Source organism: Ignatzschineria sp. RMDPL8A, from assembly GCF_029815055.1.
In the GTDB taxonomy this organism is placed as follows: domain Bacteria; phylum Pseudomonadota; class Gammaproteobacteria; order Cardiobacteriales; family Wohlfahrtiimonadaceae; genus CALZBJ01.
In genome coordinates, this window is record NZ_JAPPWA010000002.1 from 777,810 (window position 1) to 797,383 (window position 19,574).

At 46.1% G+C, this 19,574-nt stretch carries 16 protein-coding genes and 1 other RNA gene; 12 read left to right on the forward strand and 5 right to left on the reverse strand.

The annotated features are described in order from the left end of the window. The first annotated feature begins 132 nt into the window (after positions 1-132). On the forward strand, positions 133-1,383 hold the full coding sequence (locus OXI21_RS05080) for an O-antigen ligase family protein (RefSeq protein ID WP_279618480.1): 1,251 nt from the start codon (positions 133-135) through the stop codon (positions 1,381-1,383). Positions 1,384-1,431: 48 nt separating this feature from the next. On the opposite strand, the gene OXI21_RS05085 is transcribed toward OXI21_RS05080, so the two are convergent. Next, complete coding sequence (locus OXI21_RS05085; protein ID WP_279618481.1) at positions 1,432-2,577, reverse strand: glycosyltransferase; 1,146 nt, start codon at positions 2,575-2,577, stop codon at positions 1,432-1,434. Between the two features lie 178 nt (positions 2,578-2,755). Between OXI21_RS05085 and htpX the strand changes: the two genes are divergently transcribed. Further along, a complete protein-coding gene (gene htpX / locus OXI21_RS05090; protein ID WP_279618482.1) occupies positions 2,756-3,643 on the forward strand; it encodes a protease HtpX in 888 nt (295 codons plus the stop codon). A gap of 107 nt (positions 3,644-3,750) precedes the next feature. Here the strand turns inward: htpX and prmC are convergent, their stop codons facing one another. Continuing rightward, positions 3,751-4,602: a peptide chain release factor N(5)-glutamine methyltransferase gene (gene prmC / locus OXI21_RS05095; protein ID WP_279618483.1), complete on the reverse strand. Its 852-nt coding sequence runs from the start codon at positions 4,600-4,602 to the stop codon at positions 3,751-3,753. 21 nt (positions 4,603-4,623) lie between these two features. Further along, positions 4,624-4,962: RNase P RNA component class A (rnpB, locus tag OXI21_RS05100), an RNA gene on the reverse strand. Positions 4,963-5,112: 150 nt separating this feature from the next. On the opposite strand from rnpB, the gene OXI21_RS05105 reads away from it, so the two are divergent. After that, positions 5,113-6,528, forward strand: a complete 1,416-nt coding sequence (locus tag OXI21_RS05105; protein WP_279618484.1) for a DHA2 family efflux MFS transporter permease subunit — start codon at positions 5,113-5,115, stop codon at positions 6,526-6,528. Positions 6,529-6,537: 9 nt separating this feature from the next. On the opposite strand, the gene OXI21_RS05110 is transcribed toward OXI21_RS05105, so the two are convergent. Both OXI21_RS05110 and OXI21_RS05115 read right to left on the reverse strand, forming a co-directional pair. Further along, complete coding sequence (locus tag OXI21_RS05110; protein WP_279618485.1) at positions 6,538-7,914, reverse strand: MFS transporter; 1,377 nt, start codon at positions 7,912-7,914, stop codon at positions 6,538-6,540. A gap of 107 nt (positions 7,915-8,021) precedes the next feature. After that, positions 8,022-8,945 (reverse strand): LysR substrate-binding domain-containing protein, encoded by a 924-nt coding sequence (locus tag OXI21_RS05115; RefSeq protein WP_279618486.1) that lies wholly within the window; start codon positions 8,943-8,945, stop codon positions 8,022-8,024. Between the two features lie 743 nt (positions 8,946-9,688). On the opposite strand from OXI21_RS05115, the gene paaN reads away from it, so the two are divergent. The 9 genes from paaN to paaA all read left to right on the forward strand — a co-directional run bounded on the left by paaN (position 9,689) and on the right by paaA (position 19,516). Further along, complete coding sequence (paaN, locus tag OXI21_RS05120; protein ID WP_279618487.1) at positions 9,689-11,365, forward strand: phenylacetic acid degradation protein PaaN; 1,677 nt, start codon at positions 9,689-9,691, stop codon at positions 11,363-11,365. Next, positions 11,362-12,159, forward strand: coding sequence for an enoyl-CoA hydratase-related protein (locus OXI21_RS05125; RefSeq protein WP_279618488.1), 798 nt, complete (start codon positions 11,362-11,364; stop codon positions 12,157-12,159). Before paaN ends, OXI21_RS05125 begins: the two co-directional genes overlap by 4 nt. A 2-nt stretch (positions 12,160-12,161) precedes the next feature. After that, entirely contained in the window at positions 12,162-13,742 is a 1,581-nt protein-coding gene (locus OXI21_RS05130) for a 3-hydroxyacyl-CoA dehydrogenase (RefSeq protein ID WP_279618489.1), read from the forward strand. Beyond that, a complete protein-coding gene (paaI, locus tag OXI21_RS05135; protein WP_279618490.1) occupies positions 13,729-14,178 on the forward strand; it encodes a hydroxyphenylacetyl-CoA thioesterase PaaI in 450 nt (149 codons plus the stop codon). The genes OXI21_RS05130 and paaI overlap by 14 nt, the downstream gene beginning before the upstream one ends. 111 nt (positions 14,179-14,289) lie before the next feature. Beyond that, complete coding sequence (paaK, locus tag OXI21_RS05140; RefSeq protein ID WP_279618491.1) at positions 14,290-15,621, forward strand: phenylacetate--CoA ligase PaaK; 1,332 nt, start codon at positions 14,290-14,292, stop codon at positions 15,619-15,621. A gap of 5 nt (positions 15,622-15,626) precedes the next feature. Continuing rightward, positions 15,627-16,832, forward strand: a complete 1,206-nt coding sequence (gene pcaF, locus OXI21_RS05145) for a 3-oxoadipyl-CoA thiolase (RefSeq protein ID WP_347815511.1) — start codon at positions 15,627-15,629, stop codon at positions 16,830-16,832. A gap of 9 nt (positions 16,833-16,841) precedes the next feature. Then, complete coding sequence (locus OXI21_RS05150; RefSeq protein WP_279618493.1) at positions 16,842-17,627, forward strand: enoyl-CoA hydratase; 786 nt, start codon at positions 16,842-16,844, stop codon at positions 17,625-17,627. Between the two features lie 13 nt (positions 17,628-17,640). After that, positions 17,641-18,426: an enoyl-CoA hydratase-related protein gene (locus OXI21_RS05155; protein ID WP_279618494.1), complete on the forward strand. Its 786-nt coding sequence runs from the start codon at positions 17,641-17,643 to the stop codon at positions 18,424-18,426. 67 nt (positions 18,427-18,493) lie between these two features. Then, entirely contained in the window at positions 18,494-19,516 is a 1,023-nt protein-coding gene (gene paaA / locus OXI21_RS05160; RefSeq protein ID WP_279618495.1) for a 1,2-phenylacetyl-CoA epoxidase subunit PaaA, read from the forward strand. Positions 19,517-19,574: the final 58 nt, after the last annotated feature.

Below are 19,574 nucleotides of genomic sequence, written 5' to 3' on the forward strand. Positions count from 1 at the left end.
CTCACGATCAGATCGATCAAAATCAAAACCTAGAAGCGTTCATGTTTCTAGGTTTTTTTGTGCCTCTTTATTTTAACTCTGTATAATATCCTACTTATTCATTTCATTAAGTATCAAATCTGGAGCCTTGGTTTGAAAAATACCTGGTTTATTCGCAATAGTTATCTTTTACTCATTGCCATGTTTATGGCTATTCCTCTTTTTCCTAGAGGAATTAGTATTATTCCGACGTTAGTATTTTTAATTGGTTTGGGCTATTTTATTTATCGCCCCAAACTGATCTGGAATGAGCTTGTTAAAAGCCGATATATCTACGTGTTTTTAGTCTTTTTTATTCCCGGTTTAATCTCTCTCATCGACTCTCTTGATCCAGCAAAAACGTCTCATGCATTGTGGCGTATGGTTCGTTATAGTGCCTTTAGTATTATTGCTTTATTTATGGTTAATAATGAAAAAAGTGAGAAACGATTTGAAACCGTTATGTTTTGGTTTATGGTCTTTATCTGTGTTGATGCAATGAGTCACTGGCTGTTTCATTTTAATATCTATGGTCATAACCCGCTTCCTTCAAATAGTCGAGTAAGAGGAATCTTTGGTGAGCGCTATCATCTAAGTTATTTTGTTGCGACGCTTTCTCCCCTTGTTTTCTTTTATTTAGCAGAACGAATTCAAGAGAAGAAAACACTATATTTGATTTTGACACCGATTATTTTAGTGATGCTTATCTTGACGGTATTAGTGGGCGGGGCAAGAGCAGGATTTGTATCGCTTTTTGTTAGTATGTTCTTATTTGTGCTGGTTGCCATGAAGAAGGGTTGGATTAAACGCAAATTGCGTTTTATTGGTATTTCGCTCGTTTTGCTTGTGATTGCAGGTGGAATCGCGGTTCAATCCGATACGATTCAAAAGCGGTTTAAACAGACAACGACGGTTAGCCAAAATCAGGATTTTTTAGATCGATTTACTTCGATGAGAACCAATATTTGGCACGTTACGATTGAGCAAATCCCCAATTATTGGGTAAATGGACTAGGTGTTAGAGCTTTTGATAAGGTTTATCAGACATATCCGGATGATTATAAAATCTTTGAACAAGTACACCATGTTCATTTGCACTTATTAGAAGTACTTATTGAAACAGGGATCATTGGTCTAATACCCTATATTTTATTATGTGGATACTTGTTGTATATGGTGCTTGTGGCAAGAAAAGGTAACGCATGGTTTTTGGTCGCTTTTCTTGCCATTATGCCGATTAATAGCCATGCTTCTTTGTTCGATGCGGATTGGTTACCCGTTATTTGGTCGTCATTGGCAATTGCATTAATGCTCGAGCGTAATAGCGTAAGAATAGAATGTGAAGCGCCTTCGATAGTTTTTTAATTAAAGCACGAGAAGTTCTTAGTAAATAGGGAGCATAATAGGTGCTCCCTATTTGTTTTCTATTACATAATGATTGATTTTTTCGATAAAATTATTTAAATAGCTTTGTGTCCCGTATTGTTGAACACTATTTTGAATTAATAATGGATCAGGTAGTTCTGTAGAGTTGTTTAAAATGCTTTGTAATATGCCTTTAATTTGATATTCAGCGTCAATGGGGTAGAGCCAACCATTAGTCCCATGTTGTATCAATTCAGCAGGACCAACAGGACAGTTGCTCGAAAGAACAGGTATTCCACGCATCATTGCTTCAGCAATAACGAGTCCAAAACCTTCTTGTTTAGAATTTAGTAGTAGCACACCAGCCTCTTCTATATGCTCCCAGGGGTTATTAACCCATCCATGGAAAGTTACGTTTTGTGTTAAATTTAAAGAGTTTATATATTCTCTAAAAGCGTCATCACTATTTTCTGAGCCGGTACTTCCGTAAATATCTAAGTGCCAATCGCCTTGTAGATTTTGAAGTACCTTAAGTAATGAATGAACTCGTTTATTAGCATCAATTCGTCCGATGTATACGAAGGCATTATTTTTTCTTGGAAGGAGAGGAGCATCTTCAATAGGATTATAGATTACATGAGTATTGTGTTGGTTATATAGGGTTGCAATTTCGTTTGCAATACCTTGGCTGATAGCAAGGTGCATATCGAAGATTTCTATTTTATTTTGAATTTTCGCTTGAAGTTTAGGGGAAGTGTTGCTTAATGAGCTATGAACCCAAGAAACCAAAGGAATCTTATATTTATTCTTAAACGTTTTGAGAAAAGAATAGTTTTTTAAAAATTGTTTTGATAGGTCTAATGTAATAAGAGCATCAATTTGATCTTCTCCCATCTTCTTGAATAGGGTGTAGCCTTTACAGCGAACAAAGAGTTTGTGAATGGCTCTTTGCGCTTTTTTTGGAAAAAACTTTATAATTTTTTGTAGAGCTAAAGGTGTTGCTAAATAATAAATATTCTCAAAGTTATTTGTAAAATTTTGATATGACGGTTTATATAGACCATAAAAGTAGAGTGATACCCCTTGCTTTTTAAACTCATCGGCTACGATTGATAGCACTTTTTCAAGTCCACCAGGGCCATCGTGGCGGTTGCGCAATAAGATTCCAATTTTCAATTTTTTTGTTGTATTCATAATCCAAATACTGAGATAGTCAGATGAGAAAACATCATTATATCGGATAAGTGATGAGTATTATAAGAATCTTGAAAATCCCCAAAATATGCTAAAATTAGCAACAGCATATGTAGATATATATTTATAACTTTTTTGACAATCTACAGTCGATATCAACAACTAAGAGGTTAAATCGATGTTAAAACGAGTGGGTCTATTTATTTTAACGAACATTGCGGTCATTGCGATTGTGACAGTGATCTTCGTGCTGTTACAGGCGCTCGGCATTGTGCCAAAAGGGGGAACGTCGACCTATGGCGGGCTCTTTATTTTCTGTTTGGTGTGGGGTATGGCGGGCTCTGGCTTTTCGCTACTTATCTCAAAATGGATGGCAAAACGAGCGATGGGTGTGCGCGTGATCGAATCACCCAGTAATGAATTTGAGGCGTGGTATGTGAGCGTTGTGACGCGTCAGGCGCAGATGCTTGGTATTAAAACGCCTGAAATCGGAATTTTTGATGATCCCAATCCCAATGCGTTTGCAACGGGTGCGACTAAAAACTCATCACTGGTGGCGATCAATACCGGGCTGATTCATTCAATGAATCGTGATGAATTAGAGGCGGTCATCGGGCATGAAATGGCGCACGTAGCAAATGGTGACATGGTAACGATGATGTTACTTCAAGGGGTGGTGAACGCCTTTGTGATGTTCTTTGCTCGGGTGATTGCTCAAGTAGTTGCACGTAATAATGATGGTGAGATTTCGCAAGGAACGTACTTTATGGTGACGATGGTTATGCAAATTCTCTTTGGGATTTTGGCGTCGATTATCACCTCAGGATTTAGCCGTTATCGTGAATATCGTGCAGATGAAGGCGGTGCGAAACTGACCTCAAACGCTCAGATGATCTCAGCGCTTAAAGCGCTCGGTCGTGGTGCAAATCCAAGTGCGGAGCTTGAGGGTGAATTTGCGGCGTTTGGTGTAAGCGGTAAATTTGGCAATCTTTTCAGTACGCATCCGCCATTAGAGCAGCGCATTGCGGCGTTAGAGAGCGGTCATCGCCCGAGCGTGATGGCGTAATCGCATATCTGTAGAGAATGAGAAAAGCCTGAGATGATTTAATGTCTCAGGCTTTTTTATGGGTGATGGAGAATGGTCGATAATGGGCAGGGCGAATCAGTTCTTATTTAGACTGCTGTTGTCCATTGTCCTAAAGTGACGCGGTTATTATCCCCATAATCTTTAAGTGTTTGCACTGATTGATAGCCAACCACTTCCATGTATTCGCGTAAAAATGGGCCTTGATCGTATCCATGTTCTAGAAGGAGCCAACCATTTTGGGTAAGGAAATCGGGCGCGGTTTTGATGATGGTTTTAAGATCCGCAAGACCTCTGTCTTCTGCGGCAAGCGCACGAATCGGCTCATGTTTAACGCCATCGTCTTGCAAGTGATGATCGAGCGGATCGATATACGGAGGATTGGAGACAATGAGTTCAAATCGCCCTTTAACGTTGCTAAACCAATCGCTTTGAATAAAAGTGACATCGAGATGATTCTGCACTGCGTTATGTTTCGCAACGAGAAGCGTATCGGGATTATAATCGACGGCTGTTACAGGGCAATGGGGGCGATATTTTTTTAGCGTGAGTGCAATCGCGCCAGTGCCGGTACCAAGATCGAGAATGTTCCAAGGCGAATTTAAATGGTCGCTTTCAGGAATTAAATCGAGCGCTGCATCTACAATAATTTCAGTATCATCGCGGGGAACGAGCGTATCTTTCGTCACTTTTAGGGTGAGACCATAAAACTCTTTTTCACCGGTGAGATAGGCGAAGGGGAGCCCTGAGGCGCGCTTATCAAGCCAGTCGTCGTAGATGATCGCCGTTTCTTCTGCGACCTTATTTTCGGGAAACGCGATAAAATGCGCGCGATTGACCTTTAATAGGTGCGCTAAAATCACTTCCGCTTCAAATTTAGGATTAGGGAGATGGGCAAGTCGAATTTGCCCTTTTTTTAAGAGTGTTTCGATAGATTCCATAGCGATCGATCAAAAAATAAAAGGTTGAGTTGGTCTGTAAGCCGGGTTCTGTCGAGGACAATCATTCATCTAGGATAGAGATCACTCTCTACCTCCAGCAACCTACCCGAGTACGGCACGGATCACGCCACATGTACTCCTATTTGGTCTTGCTCCAGGTGGGGTTTACTTCAGCTACACAAAGTCGCCTCGTGTACGGTGCGCTCTTACCGCACCTTCTCACCCTTACCGATAAATCGGCGGTCTAATTTCTTCAGCACTTTCCGTCAGCTCACACTGCCTAGACGTTATCTAGCACCTTGATCCGCGGAGCCCGGACTTTCCTCTAATTTTGCAACTAGCGATTATCCAACCAACTCAAGCGGTCTATTCTGCGCTACTTTGATGAAAAGATCAACCGAAAATCGCCATGTTACCGCTTTATAACAGATATATTTAACCAAGCACGGCAAGAGGCACTATACTTTAAGGGTTAATCAAAAATGATCATTATTGACCTTAGGAATTTGCATGCTAGATCGCGCTGAAACGCTCTCCGTTCGCACGAAACGATTTCTCCCCTATCTGCTGGCGGTGGCCATCTTTATGCAGATGCTCGACACCACCATTCTCAATACCGCACTCCCATCGATCGCCTATGATCTCAACGCCTCCCCCTTAACGATGCACTCGGTGGTGATTAGTTATACGTTAATTTTAGCGATTTTCACCCCCATTAGTGGGTATTTGGCCGATCGATTTGGCACCAAAACACTCTTTTCTGCGGCGATCTTTTTCTTTACTCTGGGTTCGCTATTGTGTGCGCTTGCGCCTAATTTAACCGCGCTCATTGGCGGGCGCATGGTACAAGGATTGGGCGGGGCATTTTTAACGCCAGTGGCACGTTTAGCGCTGATTAAAAGTTATCCCCGTGATGAGATTATGCCGGTACTCAATTTTGCTGTAATGCCTGCACTCATCGGCCCTTTAATCGGTCCGATGCTGGGGGGATATATTGTGGAAGTGGCGAGCTGGCACTGGATTTTTCTAATTAATCTGCCCATCGGGGCGCTCGCGTTTATCGCAGGGCTCTCCTTTATGCCCAATCTTAAAGAACGTTGTTCGAAACTCGATCTGAAAGGATTTTTGCTCTTTAGCTCGGGGCTTTTTCTGTCGGTCTACGGGTTTGATCGGTTAGGGCATGGAGGCCATCTCGTCGGTGCTTTAATTGGGCTTATTTTAGGTGGGACGCTGTTTGCGCTCTATTGGCGTTACGCCGCTTTTTATGAAAAGGCACTCTTTCCCACAAAGCTGTGGCTGATTCGTACCTATCGTGTTGGACTGACGGGGAATTTAGTGGCGCGTTTAGGCATGAGCGCCATTCCATTTTTGGTGCCGCTCTATCTGCAGGTTGCGCGAGGATATTCACCAAGTGAAGCGGGATTTATGCTGATCCCGATCGCCGCTGCCGGCCTTTCAGCAAAACCATTTATCCCCCATCTTCTGCGCCGGATTGGATATCGCCCGATGCTGGTGGTCAATACCATGATTTTAACGCTCATTATTAGCGCGATCGCCTACCTTGGCGAATCGCTCAGTAAGCCGGGGTTTATGGCGTTGCTGTTTTTGGCGGGATTTTCCAATTCATGCCAATTTAGCACGATGAATACCCTAACAATCGCGCGTCTTCGCCCCGATCATGTGAGCGCGGGCAGTACCTTAATGGTGGTCAATCAGCAGCTTGCTTTAAGTTTAGGCGTGGCATTAAGTGCGCTCCTTCTCAATCTATATCCGCATTTTGTGCCAGAGGCAACCAAAATGGCGCAATTTAAATTCACCTTTGGCACCGTCGCCTTTTTCACTTTTGCCTCTTCCTTTGTCTTTATGCGCCTTCATAAACATGATGGGGAAGGGCTAATTAAAAAACGCTCGAAAGATCGGCGTTAGGAGAGCAGTTTATGATAGTGGTTTGTGGTAGTAGCGAAAATAGATAACGAGCATGGCGATCGTCCCGATAAGAGCGGGAAGTGCCAAAATCAAGAAAATATCGAGTAAGCAGAGATTGCGCCTGGTGAGCGCGGCGACTAAATAAGAGCCCGCGATGCCACCAAAGCGGCCAATTCCGAGCATCCATGAGACGCCCGTTGTGCGCCCTTCGGTGGGATAAAAGTTCGCGGCAAAGGAGGGCAGTGAGGATTGCGCCGTATTCATCACCAGTCCCGAAAAGAGGGTAATGCCCACTAAAAATGCAAGCTCAAGGCGGATGGAATAACCAATGAGTCCAACGCTAAGTGCCGTTAAAAATGTGCACGCCATAATTAAAAGTGCGGGATTGTAGCGATCCATGAGCCATCCATTTGCAATCGCGCCAAGTCCTCCCACCGCAAAGAGCGCAGTGACAATTTTAGCGGTGCCGGCGGAGAGATTCAGATCACTAAAGAGAATCGGCATCCAATTGATGACTCCATAAAAGATCACCAGCCCCATAAAATAGGTGATCCATAATAGGATCGAGCCAATGATGTAATGCTTGGAAAGAATCGTGGCGATCCCCTGCTTTGCCGAGCTCTTTTTCGGTTCATCGAGATAAAATTCACAAGGCGCGGGGAGCGGAGCAATCTGCGTCATAATACGTTGAATCTTTGCCTGAATCTTTACTTGAATCTCCTCTCGATTTTGATTGTTTTGGTCATTTTTCGTTTGATGAAGCAGATAGCGCGCCGATTCCGGTAGCTTTTTGAGCATTAAAACCAGAAGAAAAAGCGGAGCAATGCCTCCAACAAAGAGAATCGATTGCCAGCCAAATTTTGGAGTGAGATAGGAGGCGAGAAACCCGCCGAGAGCAACGCCAACCGGGAAGCCGCAAAACATCGTGTTCACGAGGAAAAATCGGCGTTTACTTGGGCAGTATTCACTAAAAAGGGTGACCGCATTTGGCATCGCGGCACCGAGTCCAATCCCGGTAATAAAGCGCATAATCTCTAAAAATTGGAGCGTAGTGGAATAGGCGGAGATGATGGTGCCAATCGCAAAAATAAGCACTGAGATGAGGAGGACATTTTTCCGGCCAAATCGGTCAGCCACGGGGCCAAAAAAGATCGCACCTAACGCAATCCCGAAGAGCCCAGCACTCATTGCAGGCGCGAGCGCCGCTTTTTCAATATTCCATTCAGCTAGAAGACTTGGGCCAATATAGCCAATCGCGGCGGTATCGTAACCATCGATGAGCGCCACTAAAAAACAGAGAATAAAGATCCCCCATTGAAATCGGGAGATGGGCGCGTCATTTAAAAATTGTTGTAATTCGACACGAGCGGGGTGTGAATGCGTCATGAAAATCTCCGAAATGAACGTATTTCTCTATTGTAGCCTCTTTTTATCGCAAGGCTTTAATATTTAAGATTTAGGTAGAGTATTCGCATTTTTAACGCCAAATCCCGTTACTCAATAATATTAAAGTGTGAATCGCAGAGATTGCGAATAATATTGAGCATCGTTTTTTGCGTTTTCGTGATAATGCGTTTATTCGAGGTTGCCATATAGATACGGCTCACCACGTGCGGCGAGTGAATGCAGTGCGATTGTAGGCGTTCCCGATCTTTCTCGGAGATAATTTCGAGCGTTTTACTGGAAAAAATGGCGCAACCAATCCCTTCAGCGACAAGTTCTAAAATGGTGTTGACGCTATTCATCTCTAAAATCACGCGGGGTTTGGCGGAAATTTTCGCCATCTGCATCTCAACTAAAAGGCGATAGCTATTGGGGTAACTTGGCAAGATGAGCGGCAGTTTCGAGACCTCTTCGAGCGACACCCCTTTTTTAGTCGTTTTAAATTTGAGCTCTTTCGGCGCCATTAAAAAGAGATTTTCTTTGGCGAGCATAAAGATATCGAGCTCCGGCGAGCGGGTGGGATTATGAAGAACGCCCATATCGAGCTTTCCGGTAATAATCTCCTCCTCAATCGAAGCGGAAAGTTTTTCCGTGATCACAAGATTCGCATCCGGCAAGAGCTCATGGAAATCTTTGGTCATCGGGACGGAAAAAATTCGCGCAAGCGTTGGGGGAAGCCCCATAGAGATATGCCCCGAGAGTTGCCCGCGAGTCACATCTTCAAAGGCGCGCTCAAGCTGGTGCAAAATTCCGCGAGAATGCTCAAGTAGCACGGCGCCCGAGTCGGTAAGTGACACGCCACGCCCATCGCGAATCAAGAGGTTTTGCCCAAGATCCACCTCAAGCTTACGAATCTGACGGCTCAAGACCGGTTGTGCCACATCCAGAAAATTGGCCGCTTTGGTAAAACTCCCAAATTCGGCAATGTGCACAAAGTAACGTAATTGCTTTAGATCGATTGGAATCTCTTTCATACAAACCTCTTAAATAGCCCGCGTTTAGATATGTGTTTTTGTTATAACGGATATGACATTATAGGCAAATCTCAACGGAATTAGCGAATTTGTTTACTCGGATTTATGCCGTTTTACCGAAGCTCGGGTTTATGCGCATTTGTATGATAAATCAAAATTTAATGGTAAGTTTCAGTGTTTTTATAGAAGGATTTTTATCGATTTAAGTACCCATTTTGAGTGATTAGGCGAGACGATTATCGCCAAAGAGGATGCGAATTTGGGTTGATATTAACGAAAAAACTAATAGTAGAAAAACGTGATTAAACCTTCGGAAAGTACTATCAATTTTCAGATACGGGGCTTAAATCCGATCAAAATTTGAATGAAAAGTACCATAATAGCCTTGAAAAATACCATTGCTGTGGCATTTATCCTATTGAATTGCAAATAATAATGATTGACGCGAAAAAACAAAATTACTAGGATGAAACTGACTTAGGTCAAAGGGGTGATTGCCCAGAACGTCGTCAGACTAAGTTCAAGCGGGCAGTCCGCCGTGGCCTTTTAGAAAAATAGATTAAAACAATAATAACAAACGATACACGATACATAACCGATTTCATCCATAACTGAAATCATCTAAACATCATAGAACCTGCTTTTTAAATCCTTGTAAAAAATGACTTACTCAAGGAGAGGACGATTTTACCTTAAAAAACGGGTCAACATGATGACAACACGATTATTTGAGGAGAACTAGAATGCCAAAAGCTCTGTTTGATACGCATAAACCGATTCTTGAGAAAGCGCTTGATGCGATTGAGAAACGTCATTTCTGGGCACATTATAGTGAAATGCCAAGCCGTTCCACCTACGGAGAAACTGCCGCAGAGGATGGGAAGAAAGCCTTTGATGCCCTTTTGAATCAGCGTTTTGAGATCGATCAGGTTGGAATCACTGGTTGGGGCGGATCGGAAGAATCTCCCTATGGTCAAGCCTTAGGGGTTTCCTATCCCATTTCGGATCACGAGGCACTAATTGAGGCAAGTACTCAAGCGATGAAAGCGTGGCAAGCGATCGGATATGAGGCGCGTACAGCCATCTGCATTGAGATATTGGAGCGCCTAAATCAGAAAAGTTTTGAGATTGGCCATGCGGTAATGATGACATCCGGTCAGGGCTCGATGATGGCCTTCCAAGCGGGTGGTTCACATGCGCAAGAGCGTGGCCTTGAGGCGGTGGCGTATGCCTATCGCGAGCAAGATTTTATTCCTACAGAGACGCTTTGGGTGAAACCCCAAGGGAAGCATCCCTCCCTTGTGATGAAAAAACATTATGAGATTGTTGGGCGCGGTATTACCCTTGTTTTGGGCTGCTCAACGTTTCCGACATGGAATAGTTACTCAGGTCTTTTTGCCTCGCTGACAACGGGAAATGGCGTGATTTTAAAGCCCCATCCCAATGCAATTTTACCGGTAGCGATGACGATTCGAGTGATTCAAGAGGTGCTAAAAGAGTATGGTCTTGATCCGCATTTAGTCGCGCTCTCCATCGAGGAAGATCACGAGAAAATACGCGCGCTTGCGACTCACCCCAAGATTAAATCGATCGATTACACGGGGAATAATGCCTTTGGAAATTGGCTCATTGAGAATGCCACTCAAGCGCATGTCTATGCGGAGCTTGCGGGGGTGAACCACGTCATTATTGAGTCCACCGATCAATATAAAGCGATGTTACGCAATCTCGCTTTCACGCTTTCGCTCTACTCAGGGCAGATGTGTACCACAACGCAGGCGATTATTATTCCTGAAACGGGGATTGATACCGATGAGGGGCATAAAACTTTTGATGAGGTGGCGAGCGATCTATCTGCGGCGGTAAGCAAATTTTTATCAAAACCTGAGGTGGCATTTGCGGTGCTCGGCGCGATCGGATCTGAAGCGACGGTGGCACGAATAGAGACTGCCAATTCAGGTAAGTGGGGCGAGGTGATTCTTAGATCTGAGGCGTTAACGCATCCAGAATTTGAAGGTGCGCGCGTTCATTCGCCGGTGATGCTCAAAGTGACCGATGAGAATCAATATTATGCCGAAGAGCAGTTTGGGCCGATTAGTTTTGTCATTAGTACGCACACTATTGAGACGGGGATTGAGCTTTCTAAAAGCTTAACCCGTGAGAAAGGGGCGTTAACGGTGGGGCTTTATAGCACTAAAGAGCCGATTATTGAGGCAGTGATTGAGGCAACGCTTGAGAGCCAAGTGGCACTTTCGATCAACTTAACGGAAGGGGTGTTTGTGAATCAATCATCGGCCTACTCTGATTATCACGGCACCGGTGGGAATCCTGCGGCGAATGCCTCCTATGCAGATTCAGCCTTTGTGGCCAATCGTTTTCGGGTGATACAGCGCCGTTATCACACCCAGGAGGCGGTATGAGTTATGACACCATTCTTTATAGCGTCTCCGGTGGCGTTGCGACATTAACTCTCAATCGCCCCGATAAACTCAACAGTTTTAATCGCACGATGCATGAGGAGATTCAGCAGGTATTTAAGGCGATCGCTAGCGATTCATCGGTGCGGGCGTTGGTGATTAAAGGTGCAGGGAGAGGATTTTGCGCAGGGCAAGATCTCTCTGATCCGGCGGTGCAGTTCAATGATGCCGGTGAGGTGCCTGATTTTGAAGCGCTGGTGACATCGCTCTATAAGCCGTTAATTTTAAATCTTCGGGCGTTAAATATTCCTACGATTGCGGCGGTCAATGGCGTTGCGGCTGGTGCGGGCGCCTCATTAGCCCTTGCATGTGATCTTGTGATTGCCTCAAAGTCCGCCGCCTTTATTCAGGCTTTCTCCCAAATCGGATTGATTCCTGATACCGGCGGAACGTGGTTTTTGCCACGGCTTGTGGGCAGTGCTCGAGCAATGGGGCTTGCGCTGTTGGCGGAAAAGTTGAGTGCAGAAGAGGCCGAAGCGTGGGGGCTGATCTGGCGCGCTGTGGATGAGGTTCGATTTGAGGAAGTGGTGGCGGAATTAGCGCATAAGATCGCTACGATGCCAACGAGAGCCCTTGTTGAAATTCGTCATTTAATGGAGCGATCCACTTATACCTCGCTTGAAAAACAACTGGATGATGAAGCCCGGGCGATGGGGATTTTGAGTCAAAGCGATGATTACCGCGAAGGCGTTACTGCATTTATTGAGAAGCGCAAACCAAGTTTTAAGGGGGCGTGATCATGACAAATACCATTGAAACATTACCATTAGGCGCGTCTGTGGGCGTGATTGGTGCCGGAACGATGGGGGAAGGCATTGCCCAAGTACTCCTGCAATCGGGCTATCAGGTCTTATTGTTTGATCAATCCTCATCGAGTGCGATTCGTGCGGAAGCTTCCATTGAGGCACGGCTTGCGCGCCTTGTTGAAAAAGGGATTCTCTCTTCTCAAGAGAAAAACCGAGCGCTTGCATCACTTCAAGTCGTCAGCACCTTAGAGGCATTTCATAAAACAGAGCTGGTGATTGAAGCGATTGTCGAGAATTTAGAGGTTAAGCAGACCTTATTTAAGAGACTTGAGGAAATTGTGAATAACGAGACGATCTTGGCTTCCAATACTTCATCGATCTCAATTACCGCGATTGGATCGGCGTTGGCACATCCGGAGCGCCTTGCGGGCTGGCACTTTTTTAATCCTGCCCCGTTGATGAAACTGGTGGAGGTGGTATCCGGGCTTGCAACTGATCCAGCGATTGCCGAGACACTCTATAAAACCGCTGAAGCGTGTGGTAAAACGCCCGTTCATACAGCATCAACACCGGGATTTATTGTCAATCGAGTGGCGCGTCCCTTTTATGCTGAGGCGCTCCGCGTGATGCAAGAGTCAAAGGCTCATGTGGCGGAAATTGATCAGCTCTTTAGAGAGAGTGGCAACTTTAAGATGGGGCCTTTTGAGCTAATGGATCTGATTGGCAATGACGTCAATTACAGTGTGACGGAATCGGTGTGGCAAGCATTTTATTACGATGCACGTTTTACCCCATCGCTGATCCAAAAATCCTATGTTGATGCAGGGTTTTATGGGCGAAAAACGGGGCGAGGATTTTACCGTTACGAAAAAGAGAGTGGTGGTGCGCTTCGAAAAGTGATTGCCGATCAGCGGGAGTCTGCCCAAAAGCGTGTGAGTCAGAGCGTTTTACCGGCGATCAGACTCAATCAGCTCTCCCCTTTTTATACGGCGTGGATCGAGCGTTTTAACAGAGCAGGAGTTGAGCCTCATTTAATTGAGACCATTTCCGATGAGTCGGCACCTTTTATGACAATCGGTGAGGCTGAATGCTTTATTACAAAAGGCATTACCGCAACGGAAGTGGCGTATACGCGCCAAACCCAATCTGTGGTCATGCTTGATTTGGCAAGGGATTATAGAGAAGCGAAATCGATCGGAGTGAGCCGCAGCAAGAACTGTCTTGAGGCTAATTTTGAAGCGGTGTTAGCGGTGTTAACGGCACTTGAGTTTAATGTTGTTGAGCTTGATGATCTGCCGGGGATGCTGGTGATGCGAACCGTTGCAATGCTCGTCAATGAAGCATCCGACACAGTTCATCAAGGCGTGAGCACGATTGCAGAGGTCGATACCGCGATGACGCTAGGGGTGAATTATCCCCAAGGCCTGTTTGATTGGGCGGATCAGATCGGTACAGGCTACCTATGCGATCTATTAAACAATCTGCATCAGCGTTACGGTGATCCTCGTTATCGATTATCCCCACTGTTACAGCACTATTTATATTCAGGGAGACCCTTTTATGATGAAACCTAATGAGATATTAGAGAGCCCTCAAGCCACGGCGGAAGCGTGCGTTTCGATCATGCGTGACCATGAGAATTTTCCAACCTATTTGAAGGTTGAACTCTTAAACACCGCACCGGGTGAGGCAATCGGCACGATGGTGATTGAGAGCTTTATGTTAAATGGCCATCAAACGTGTCACGGTGGCGTTATCTTCAGCTTTGCCGATACGATCTTTGCCTATGCTTGCAATAATCGTAATCAGAAAATGGTGAGCTCGGGATGTTCCATTGATTTTATGGCGCCCGCCTTCTTAGGAGACCAATTAACTGCACGGGCAGAAACGACGGTACAGGCGGGGCGAAATGGCATTTATGACGTTGTCGTAACCAATCAAAACGAGCAAATTATCGCCGTTTTTCGAGGAAAAAGCCGCACTATTCCGGGCCTTTATATTGAGGCGTAGCTCGCCTTAAGCACGATTAAACCACGGTTTAAAAGTAGTCGTAATCACGATAATAACAATACTAATAAGACTTATAAGAATAATACTAATAATGACAAAGAGGACGATATCATGGATAAACCATTAGGATTACACGCAATTGAACACGCAAGTCGCGATGAGATTACCGCGCTCCAATTAACGCGTTTAAAAGAGACGCTCCACAATGCGTATAACAATGTTCCTTATCACCGTGCGCGATTTGATGAAGCCGGTGTGCATCCAGATGATCTAAAGACGTTGGAGGATCTCAAAAAATTTCCAACGATGAATAAACAGTCGCTCCGTGAAACTTATCCCTACGGCCTATTTGCGGTGCCAAAAGAGAAAATTGTGCGCCTACACGCCTCCTCAGGAACGACGGGAAAACCCATTGTGGTGGGCTATACCAAAAATGATATTGACCATTGGGCAGACCTGATTGCGCGTTCGATCTATGCGGCGGGTGGCCGTCCGGGCGATACCTTACAAAATGCCTATGGTTATGGGTTATTTACTGGGGGACTTGGAGCCCATTATGGCGGTGAACGCTTAGGAACGGTGGTTGTACCGATTTCTGGCGGGAATACTGAGCGTCAAGTGCAATCGATTGTGGATTTTAAGAGCGATATTTTAATGTCGACGCCATCATATGCACTCGTGGTGGCGGAAGAGTTGATTCGTCAGGGTTTTTCACCATCAGACATTCCCTTAAAAATTGGAATTTTTGGCGCAGAACCGTGGACCGGTGATATGCGTAACGCTCTGGAGGAGCAACTAGGCATTGATGCGCTCAATATCTATGGACTCACTGAAGTGATGGGGCCGGGCGTTGCTTCAGAGTGCGTTGAATCGAAAGATGGCCCTGTGATTTGGGAAGATCATTTCTTAGTTGAAGTGATCGATCCTGAAACCGGCGAGGTATTGCCAGATGGTGAGGTCGGTGAGCTTGTCTTTACCTCTCTCACTAAAGAGGCCTTCCCGGTGATTCGTTTCCAAACGCGCGATTTAGCCAGCGTTTTACCGCCAACATCACGGGCATTTAGACGGATTGGTCCAATGGCAGGGCGCATTGATGACATGTTGATTATCCGCGGGGTGAATGTGTTCCCAACGCAGATCGAAGAGTATATTTTGCAAACGCAAGAGCTCTCTGGCAACTACCTTATCGAGGTCAATCGTGATGGCATTTTAGATACGATTGAGGTGAAGTGCGAACTCAAACAGATTAATGAAGCCCTCTTTAATAATCCTCAATATACCCGCCGAATTGCGCGCCACTTACAGCGCCTCATTAAAAATAATGTCGGCGTTTCGGCAAACATTGATATTGTTGCATTTGGCTCGATTCCACGCTCTGAGGGTAAAGCTAAACGTGTGGTGGATCATCGTCATATTTATGCGGCAAATGGAGCAGTACTATGAGCATGATTAAAGAGGCTTATATTTGCGATGCGATCCGGACTCCGATTGGGCGTTATGGTGGGGCATTAGCCTCCATCCGCGCCGATGATTTGGCGGCGCTTCCGTTAATCGCACTACAAGAACGTCACCCGAATGTCGATTGGAAAGCGGTGGAAGATATTATTTTAGGGTGCGCCAATCAAGCCGGTGAAGATAACCGCAATGTGGCGCGTATGGCCGGATTACTGTCCGGGCTTCCGCTTGAGGTTCCTGGGACGACCATTAATCGATTATGCGGCTCCGGAATGGATGCGGTGGGGATGGCGGCTCGTGCGATTAAGGCTGGCGATGCAGAGCTCTTAATTGCGGGCGGCGTTGAGAGCATGACCCGCGCGCCTTTTGTGCAAGCGAAGCAGGAAAAGGCTTGGGGCCGAGCAGCTGAATTGTACGATACCACCATTGGTTGGCGCTTTCCCAATCCTAAGATGGAGGCAGCCTTTGGTGTGCATACCATGCCGGAAACGGCGGATAATGTTGCCGCTGAGTTTACCGTCTCGCGAGAAGATCAGGATCTGTTTGCGCTTCGCTCTCAAGAGAAGTGGGTAGCTGCCGAACAAGCAGGAAAATTTCAAGATGAGATTATTCCGGTAACCATTGAGCGCCCAAGGCAAGAGCCTTATCTATTTGATAAAGATGAGCATCCTCGCCCCGATACTAATTTAGAAAAATTGGCGCGTCTAAAAGGCGTTAATGGCGCGGATTTAACGGTGACTGCGGGGAATGCGTCAGGCATTAATGACGGTGCGTGCGCGCTTTTAATCGCCTCAAACGATGCGGTAGAGCGCTATGGCCTAATCCCTAAAGCCAAAATTGTAGCGATGGCGGCTCGCGGCGTTCGTCCAGAGGTGATGGGAATTGGCCCGATCCCTGCGGTCGAGGCGGTATTGGAAAAAGCAGGATTGACCTTAGATGATATCGATTTAATTGAGCTTAATGAGGCATTTGCGGCGCAATCGCTAGCGGTGATTCGCGGGCTTGGATTATCCGATGATGATCCGCGCATTAATCCCAACGGTGGTGCCATTGCGATGGGGCACCCTCTTGGAATGAGTGGCGCACGACTTGTCACAACGGCGATGTATGAGTTGATTCGCACCCAAAAACGCTATGCACTCTGCACGATGTGTATCGGGGTTGGGCAAGGAATCGCCATCATTATTGAGCGGGTGTAGGAGGGCAGTATGAATCACAATCACGAATCCTCAATTTTAATTGAGCAGGATGGAAAAGTGGGCATTATTACGCTCAATCGCCCCGAGGTTTTAAATGCTTTAAATGATGCGGTAGTGAGTGAAATCGCCAATGCGGTAGAGGCATTTGAAGCCAATGATGCCATTCATTGCATCGTACTTGCAGGCTCTGAAAAGGCTTTTGCCGCCGGTGGTGATATTGATGAGATGCTCGGATTTTCCTTTGCAGATGTCTATCAGATCGATTTTGTCAGCCACAATTGGAATCGTATTAAGCGTGCGCGTAAACCTCTAATTGCTGTCGTTTCGGGCTATGCCTTAGGTGGCGGGTGTGAGCTTGCGATGCTGTGCGACCTTGTTTTTGCAAGTGATACCGCTAAATTTGGCCAGCCTGAGATTACACTTGGAACGATGCCGGGCGCTGGAGGGACGCAACGATTACCGCGAGCGATTGGTAAAGCTAAAGCGATGGATCTCTGTTTGACGGGGCGTTTTATGGATGCCCAAGAGGCTGAAAAGGCAGGGCTTGTAGCACGTATTTTCCCCGTTGCAACCCACTATGATGAGAGTTTAACCATCGTTAAAAAGATGGCGGAACACTCGCTTCCCGCGCTCATGATGGTCAAAGAGTCGGTCAATCGTGCCTTTGAGAGCGGGCTTTCTGATGGGCTTTGGTTTGAACGGCGCCTATTTCACAGCTCCTTTGCCCTTGAGGATCAAAAAGAGGGGATGCGCGCCTTTGTAGAAAAACGTAAAGCGCAATTTACCAATCGATAAGCAGGGGGTGGATGTGTATCAAACATTAGAGGTTGAAAAAAAATCCGGCGTAACCACGCTATGGATGGATCGCCCAGAGGTCTATAACGCCTTTGATGAGCGCTTAATTGCTGAATTATCGGCGGTTTTAACCGAGCTTGAATCCGATGCCGAGACTAAAATTTTGGTGTTAGCGGGGCGCGGAAAGCATTTTTCTGCAGGGGCAGATCTCAATTGGATGAAGCGTGCGGCGATGATGAGCGATGAGGAGAATCTTGCGGATGCGAAACGGTTTGCCTCGATGCTCTATCAATTAGCCCATTTTCCCAAACCGACGATTGCTCGAATCCAAGGCGCGGCGTTAGGAGGCGGGACGGGGCTGGCTGCCGCCTGTCATATTGCAATTGCAGCGGAGAATGCGCGATTTGCTACATCGGAGGTGAAGTTTGGCATTATCCCGGCGGTGATTAGCCCTTATGTGCTCCGAGCTATTGGGGGGCGAGAGGCGATGCGCTATTTCCAAACGGCTGAAATCATCAGTGCCGATGAGGCGTTGCGCATCCATCTTATTCATCAGGTGGTGCCGTTAGAAACCCTTGATGAGGCGATCACAGGCATGGCCGACTCCCTTAAAATCGGAGGTCCACGTGCCCAAAGAGCGGCTTTAGAACTGATTCAGAGTATTGGCAATATGCCACTTGATGAGGCGGTGATTGAGGCAACAGCAAAGCGGATCACAGCGCAACGAAATACCGATGAAGCGCGAGAAGGAATGGACGCTTTTTTTGAAAAGCGATCGCCCAATTGGATCCATTCTTAAGATTAAAAACCATAACAACAAAAACAATTATTAATCATCATTAATCGAAACCGATAAGGAGGAATCGATGTATACACAAGCATTAAGTATTCCAGAGGATAAGCAGGTTCAAGCCCTTGAAAAAGCGGCCGTTCATGAAGATCCTAAACAGCTTGAGCATTTTCAAGCACGCATTGATGCCGATGGTCGAATCGAGCCACAAGAGTGGATGCCAGAGGCCTATCGTAAAACATTAATTCGTCAAATTAGTCAGCATGCACACAGTGAAGTGGTGGGAATGTTGCCGGAAGGGAACTGGATTTTGCGCGCGCCAAGCCTTAAACGCAAAGTGATTTTAATCGCCAAAGTGCAAGATGAGGGTGGGCACGGGCTCTATCTCTATTCCGCGGCGGAGACCTTAGGCATTAGCCGTGATGAGCTTATTGAACAGCTTCACAGTGGGCGGGCAAAATATAGTTCCATCTTCAATTATCCAACGCTTTCATGGGCAGATGTCGGAGTGATTGGCTGGCTTGTTGATGGGGCGGCGATTATGAATCAGATTCCCCTGTGTCGCTGTTCTTATGGGCCGTATGCGCGGGCGATGATCCGGATTTGTAAGGAGGAATCGTTTCATCAGCGCCAAGGATATGAGGCATTATTAGCGCTTATGGAGGGTTCGCCTGAACAGCACGAAATGGTGCAAGATGCGGTGAATCGTTGGTGGTGGAAGTGCCTTGCTATGTTTGGGCCTCCCGATAGTGAAAGTACCCATAGTGCGCTCGGGATGAAGTGGGGCATTAAGCGTTTTACCAATGATGATCTGCGCCAAAAGTTTGTCGATGCAACCGTGCCTCAAGCGGAAGTATTGGGCATTACTATTCCCGATCCGGATCTTAAATGGAACGAAGCGCGGGGCCATTATGATTTTGGCGAGATCGATTGGGATGAGTTTTGGGCAACAGTAAAAGGCGAGGGGCCTTGCAATCACGACCGCTTACGGACGCGCGTGAAAGCCTATGAAAATGGTGCGTGGGTTCGCGAAGGGGCACTTGCCTATGCGGAAAAAAACGCTCAAAGAGACGCATCAGCCACAGAGATGGCGGGATAAGAAGGGGGTTCTCTTCCTATCTAAATAAAACCAAAATACAAACTAAAAACAATAAAAA

What these genes read in the sequence shown, in the direction of transcription:
- OXI21_RS05110 (WP_279618485.1), bottom strand. Translation starts at nt 7,914, where the DNA reads ATGACGCATTCACACCCCGCTCGTGTCGAATTACAACAATTTTTAAAT.
- OXI21_RS05125 (WP_279618488.1), top strand. Translation starts at nt 11,362, where the DNA reads ATGAGTTATGACACCATTCTTTATAGCGTCTCCGGTGGCGTTGCGACA.
- OXI21_RS05105 (WP_279618484.1), top strand. Translation starts at nt 5,113, where the DNA reads ATGCTAGATCGCGCTGAAACGCTCTCCGTTCGCACGAAACGATTTCTC.
- OXI21_RS05085 (WP_279618481.1), bottom strand. Translation starts at nt 2,577, where the DNA reads ATGAATACAACAAAAAAATTGAAAATTGGAATCTTATTGCGCAACCGC.
- paaA (WP_279618495.1), top strand. Translation starts at nt 18,494, where the DNA reads ATGTATACACAAGCATTAAGTATTCCAGAGGATAAGCAGGTTCAAGCC.
- prmC (WP_279618483.1), bottom strand. Translation starts at nt 4,602, where the DNA reads ATGGAATCTATCGAAACACTCTTAAAAAAAGGGCAAATTCGACTTGCC.
- paaN (WP_279618487.1), top strand. Translation starts at nt 9,689, where the DNA reads ATGCCAAAAGCTCTGTTTGATACGCATAAACCGATTCTTGAGAAAGCG.
- OXI21_RS05150 (WP_279618493.1), top strand. Translation starts at nt 16,842, where the DNA reads ATGAATCACAATCACGAATCCTCAATTTTAATTGAGCAGGATGGAAAA.
- OXI21_RS05115 (WP_279618486.1), bottom strand. Translation starts at nt 8,945, where the DNA reads ATGAAAGAGATTCCAATCGATCTAAAGCAATTACGTTACTTTGTGCAC.
- OXI21_RS05130 (WP_279618489.1), top strand. Translation starts at nt 12,162, where the DNA reads ATGACAAATACCATTGAAACATTACCATTAGGCGCGTCTGTGGGCGTG.
- htpX (WP_279618482.1), top strand. Translation starts at nt 2,756, where the DNA reads ATGTTAAAACGAGTGGGTCTATTTATTTTAACGAACATTGCGGTCATT.
- paaI (WP_279618490.1), top strand. Translation starts at nt 13,729, where the DNA reads ATGATGAAACCTAATGAGATATTAGAGAGCCCTCAAGCCACGGCGGAA.
- paaK (WP_279618491.1), top strand. Translation starts at nt 14,290, where the DNA reads ATGGATAAACCATTAGGATTACACGCAATTGAACACGCAAGTCGCGAT.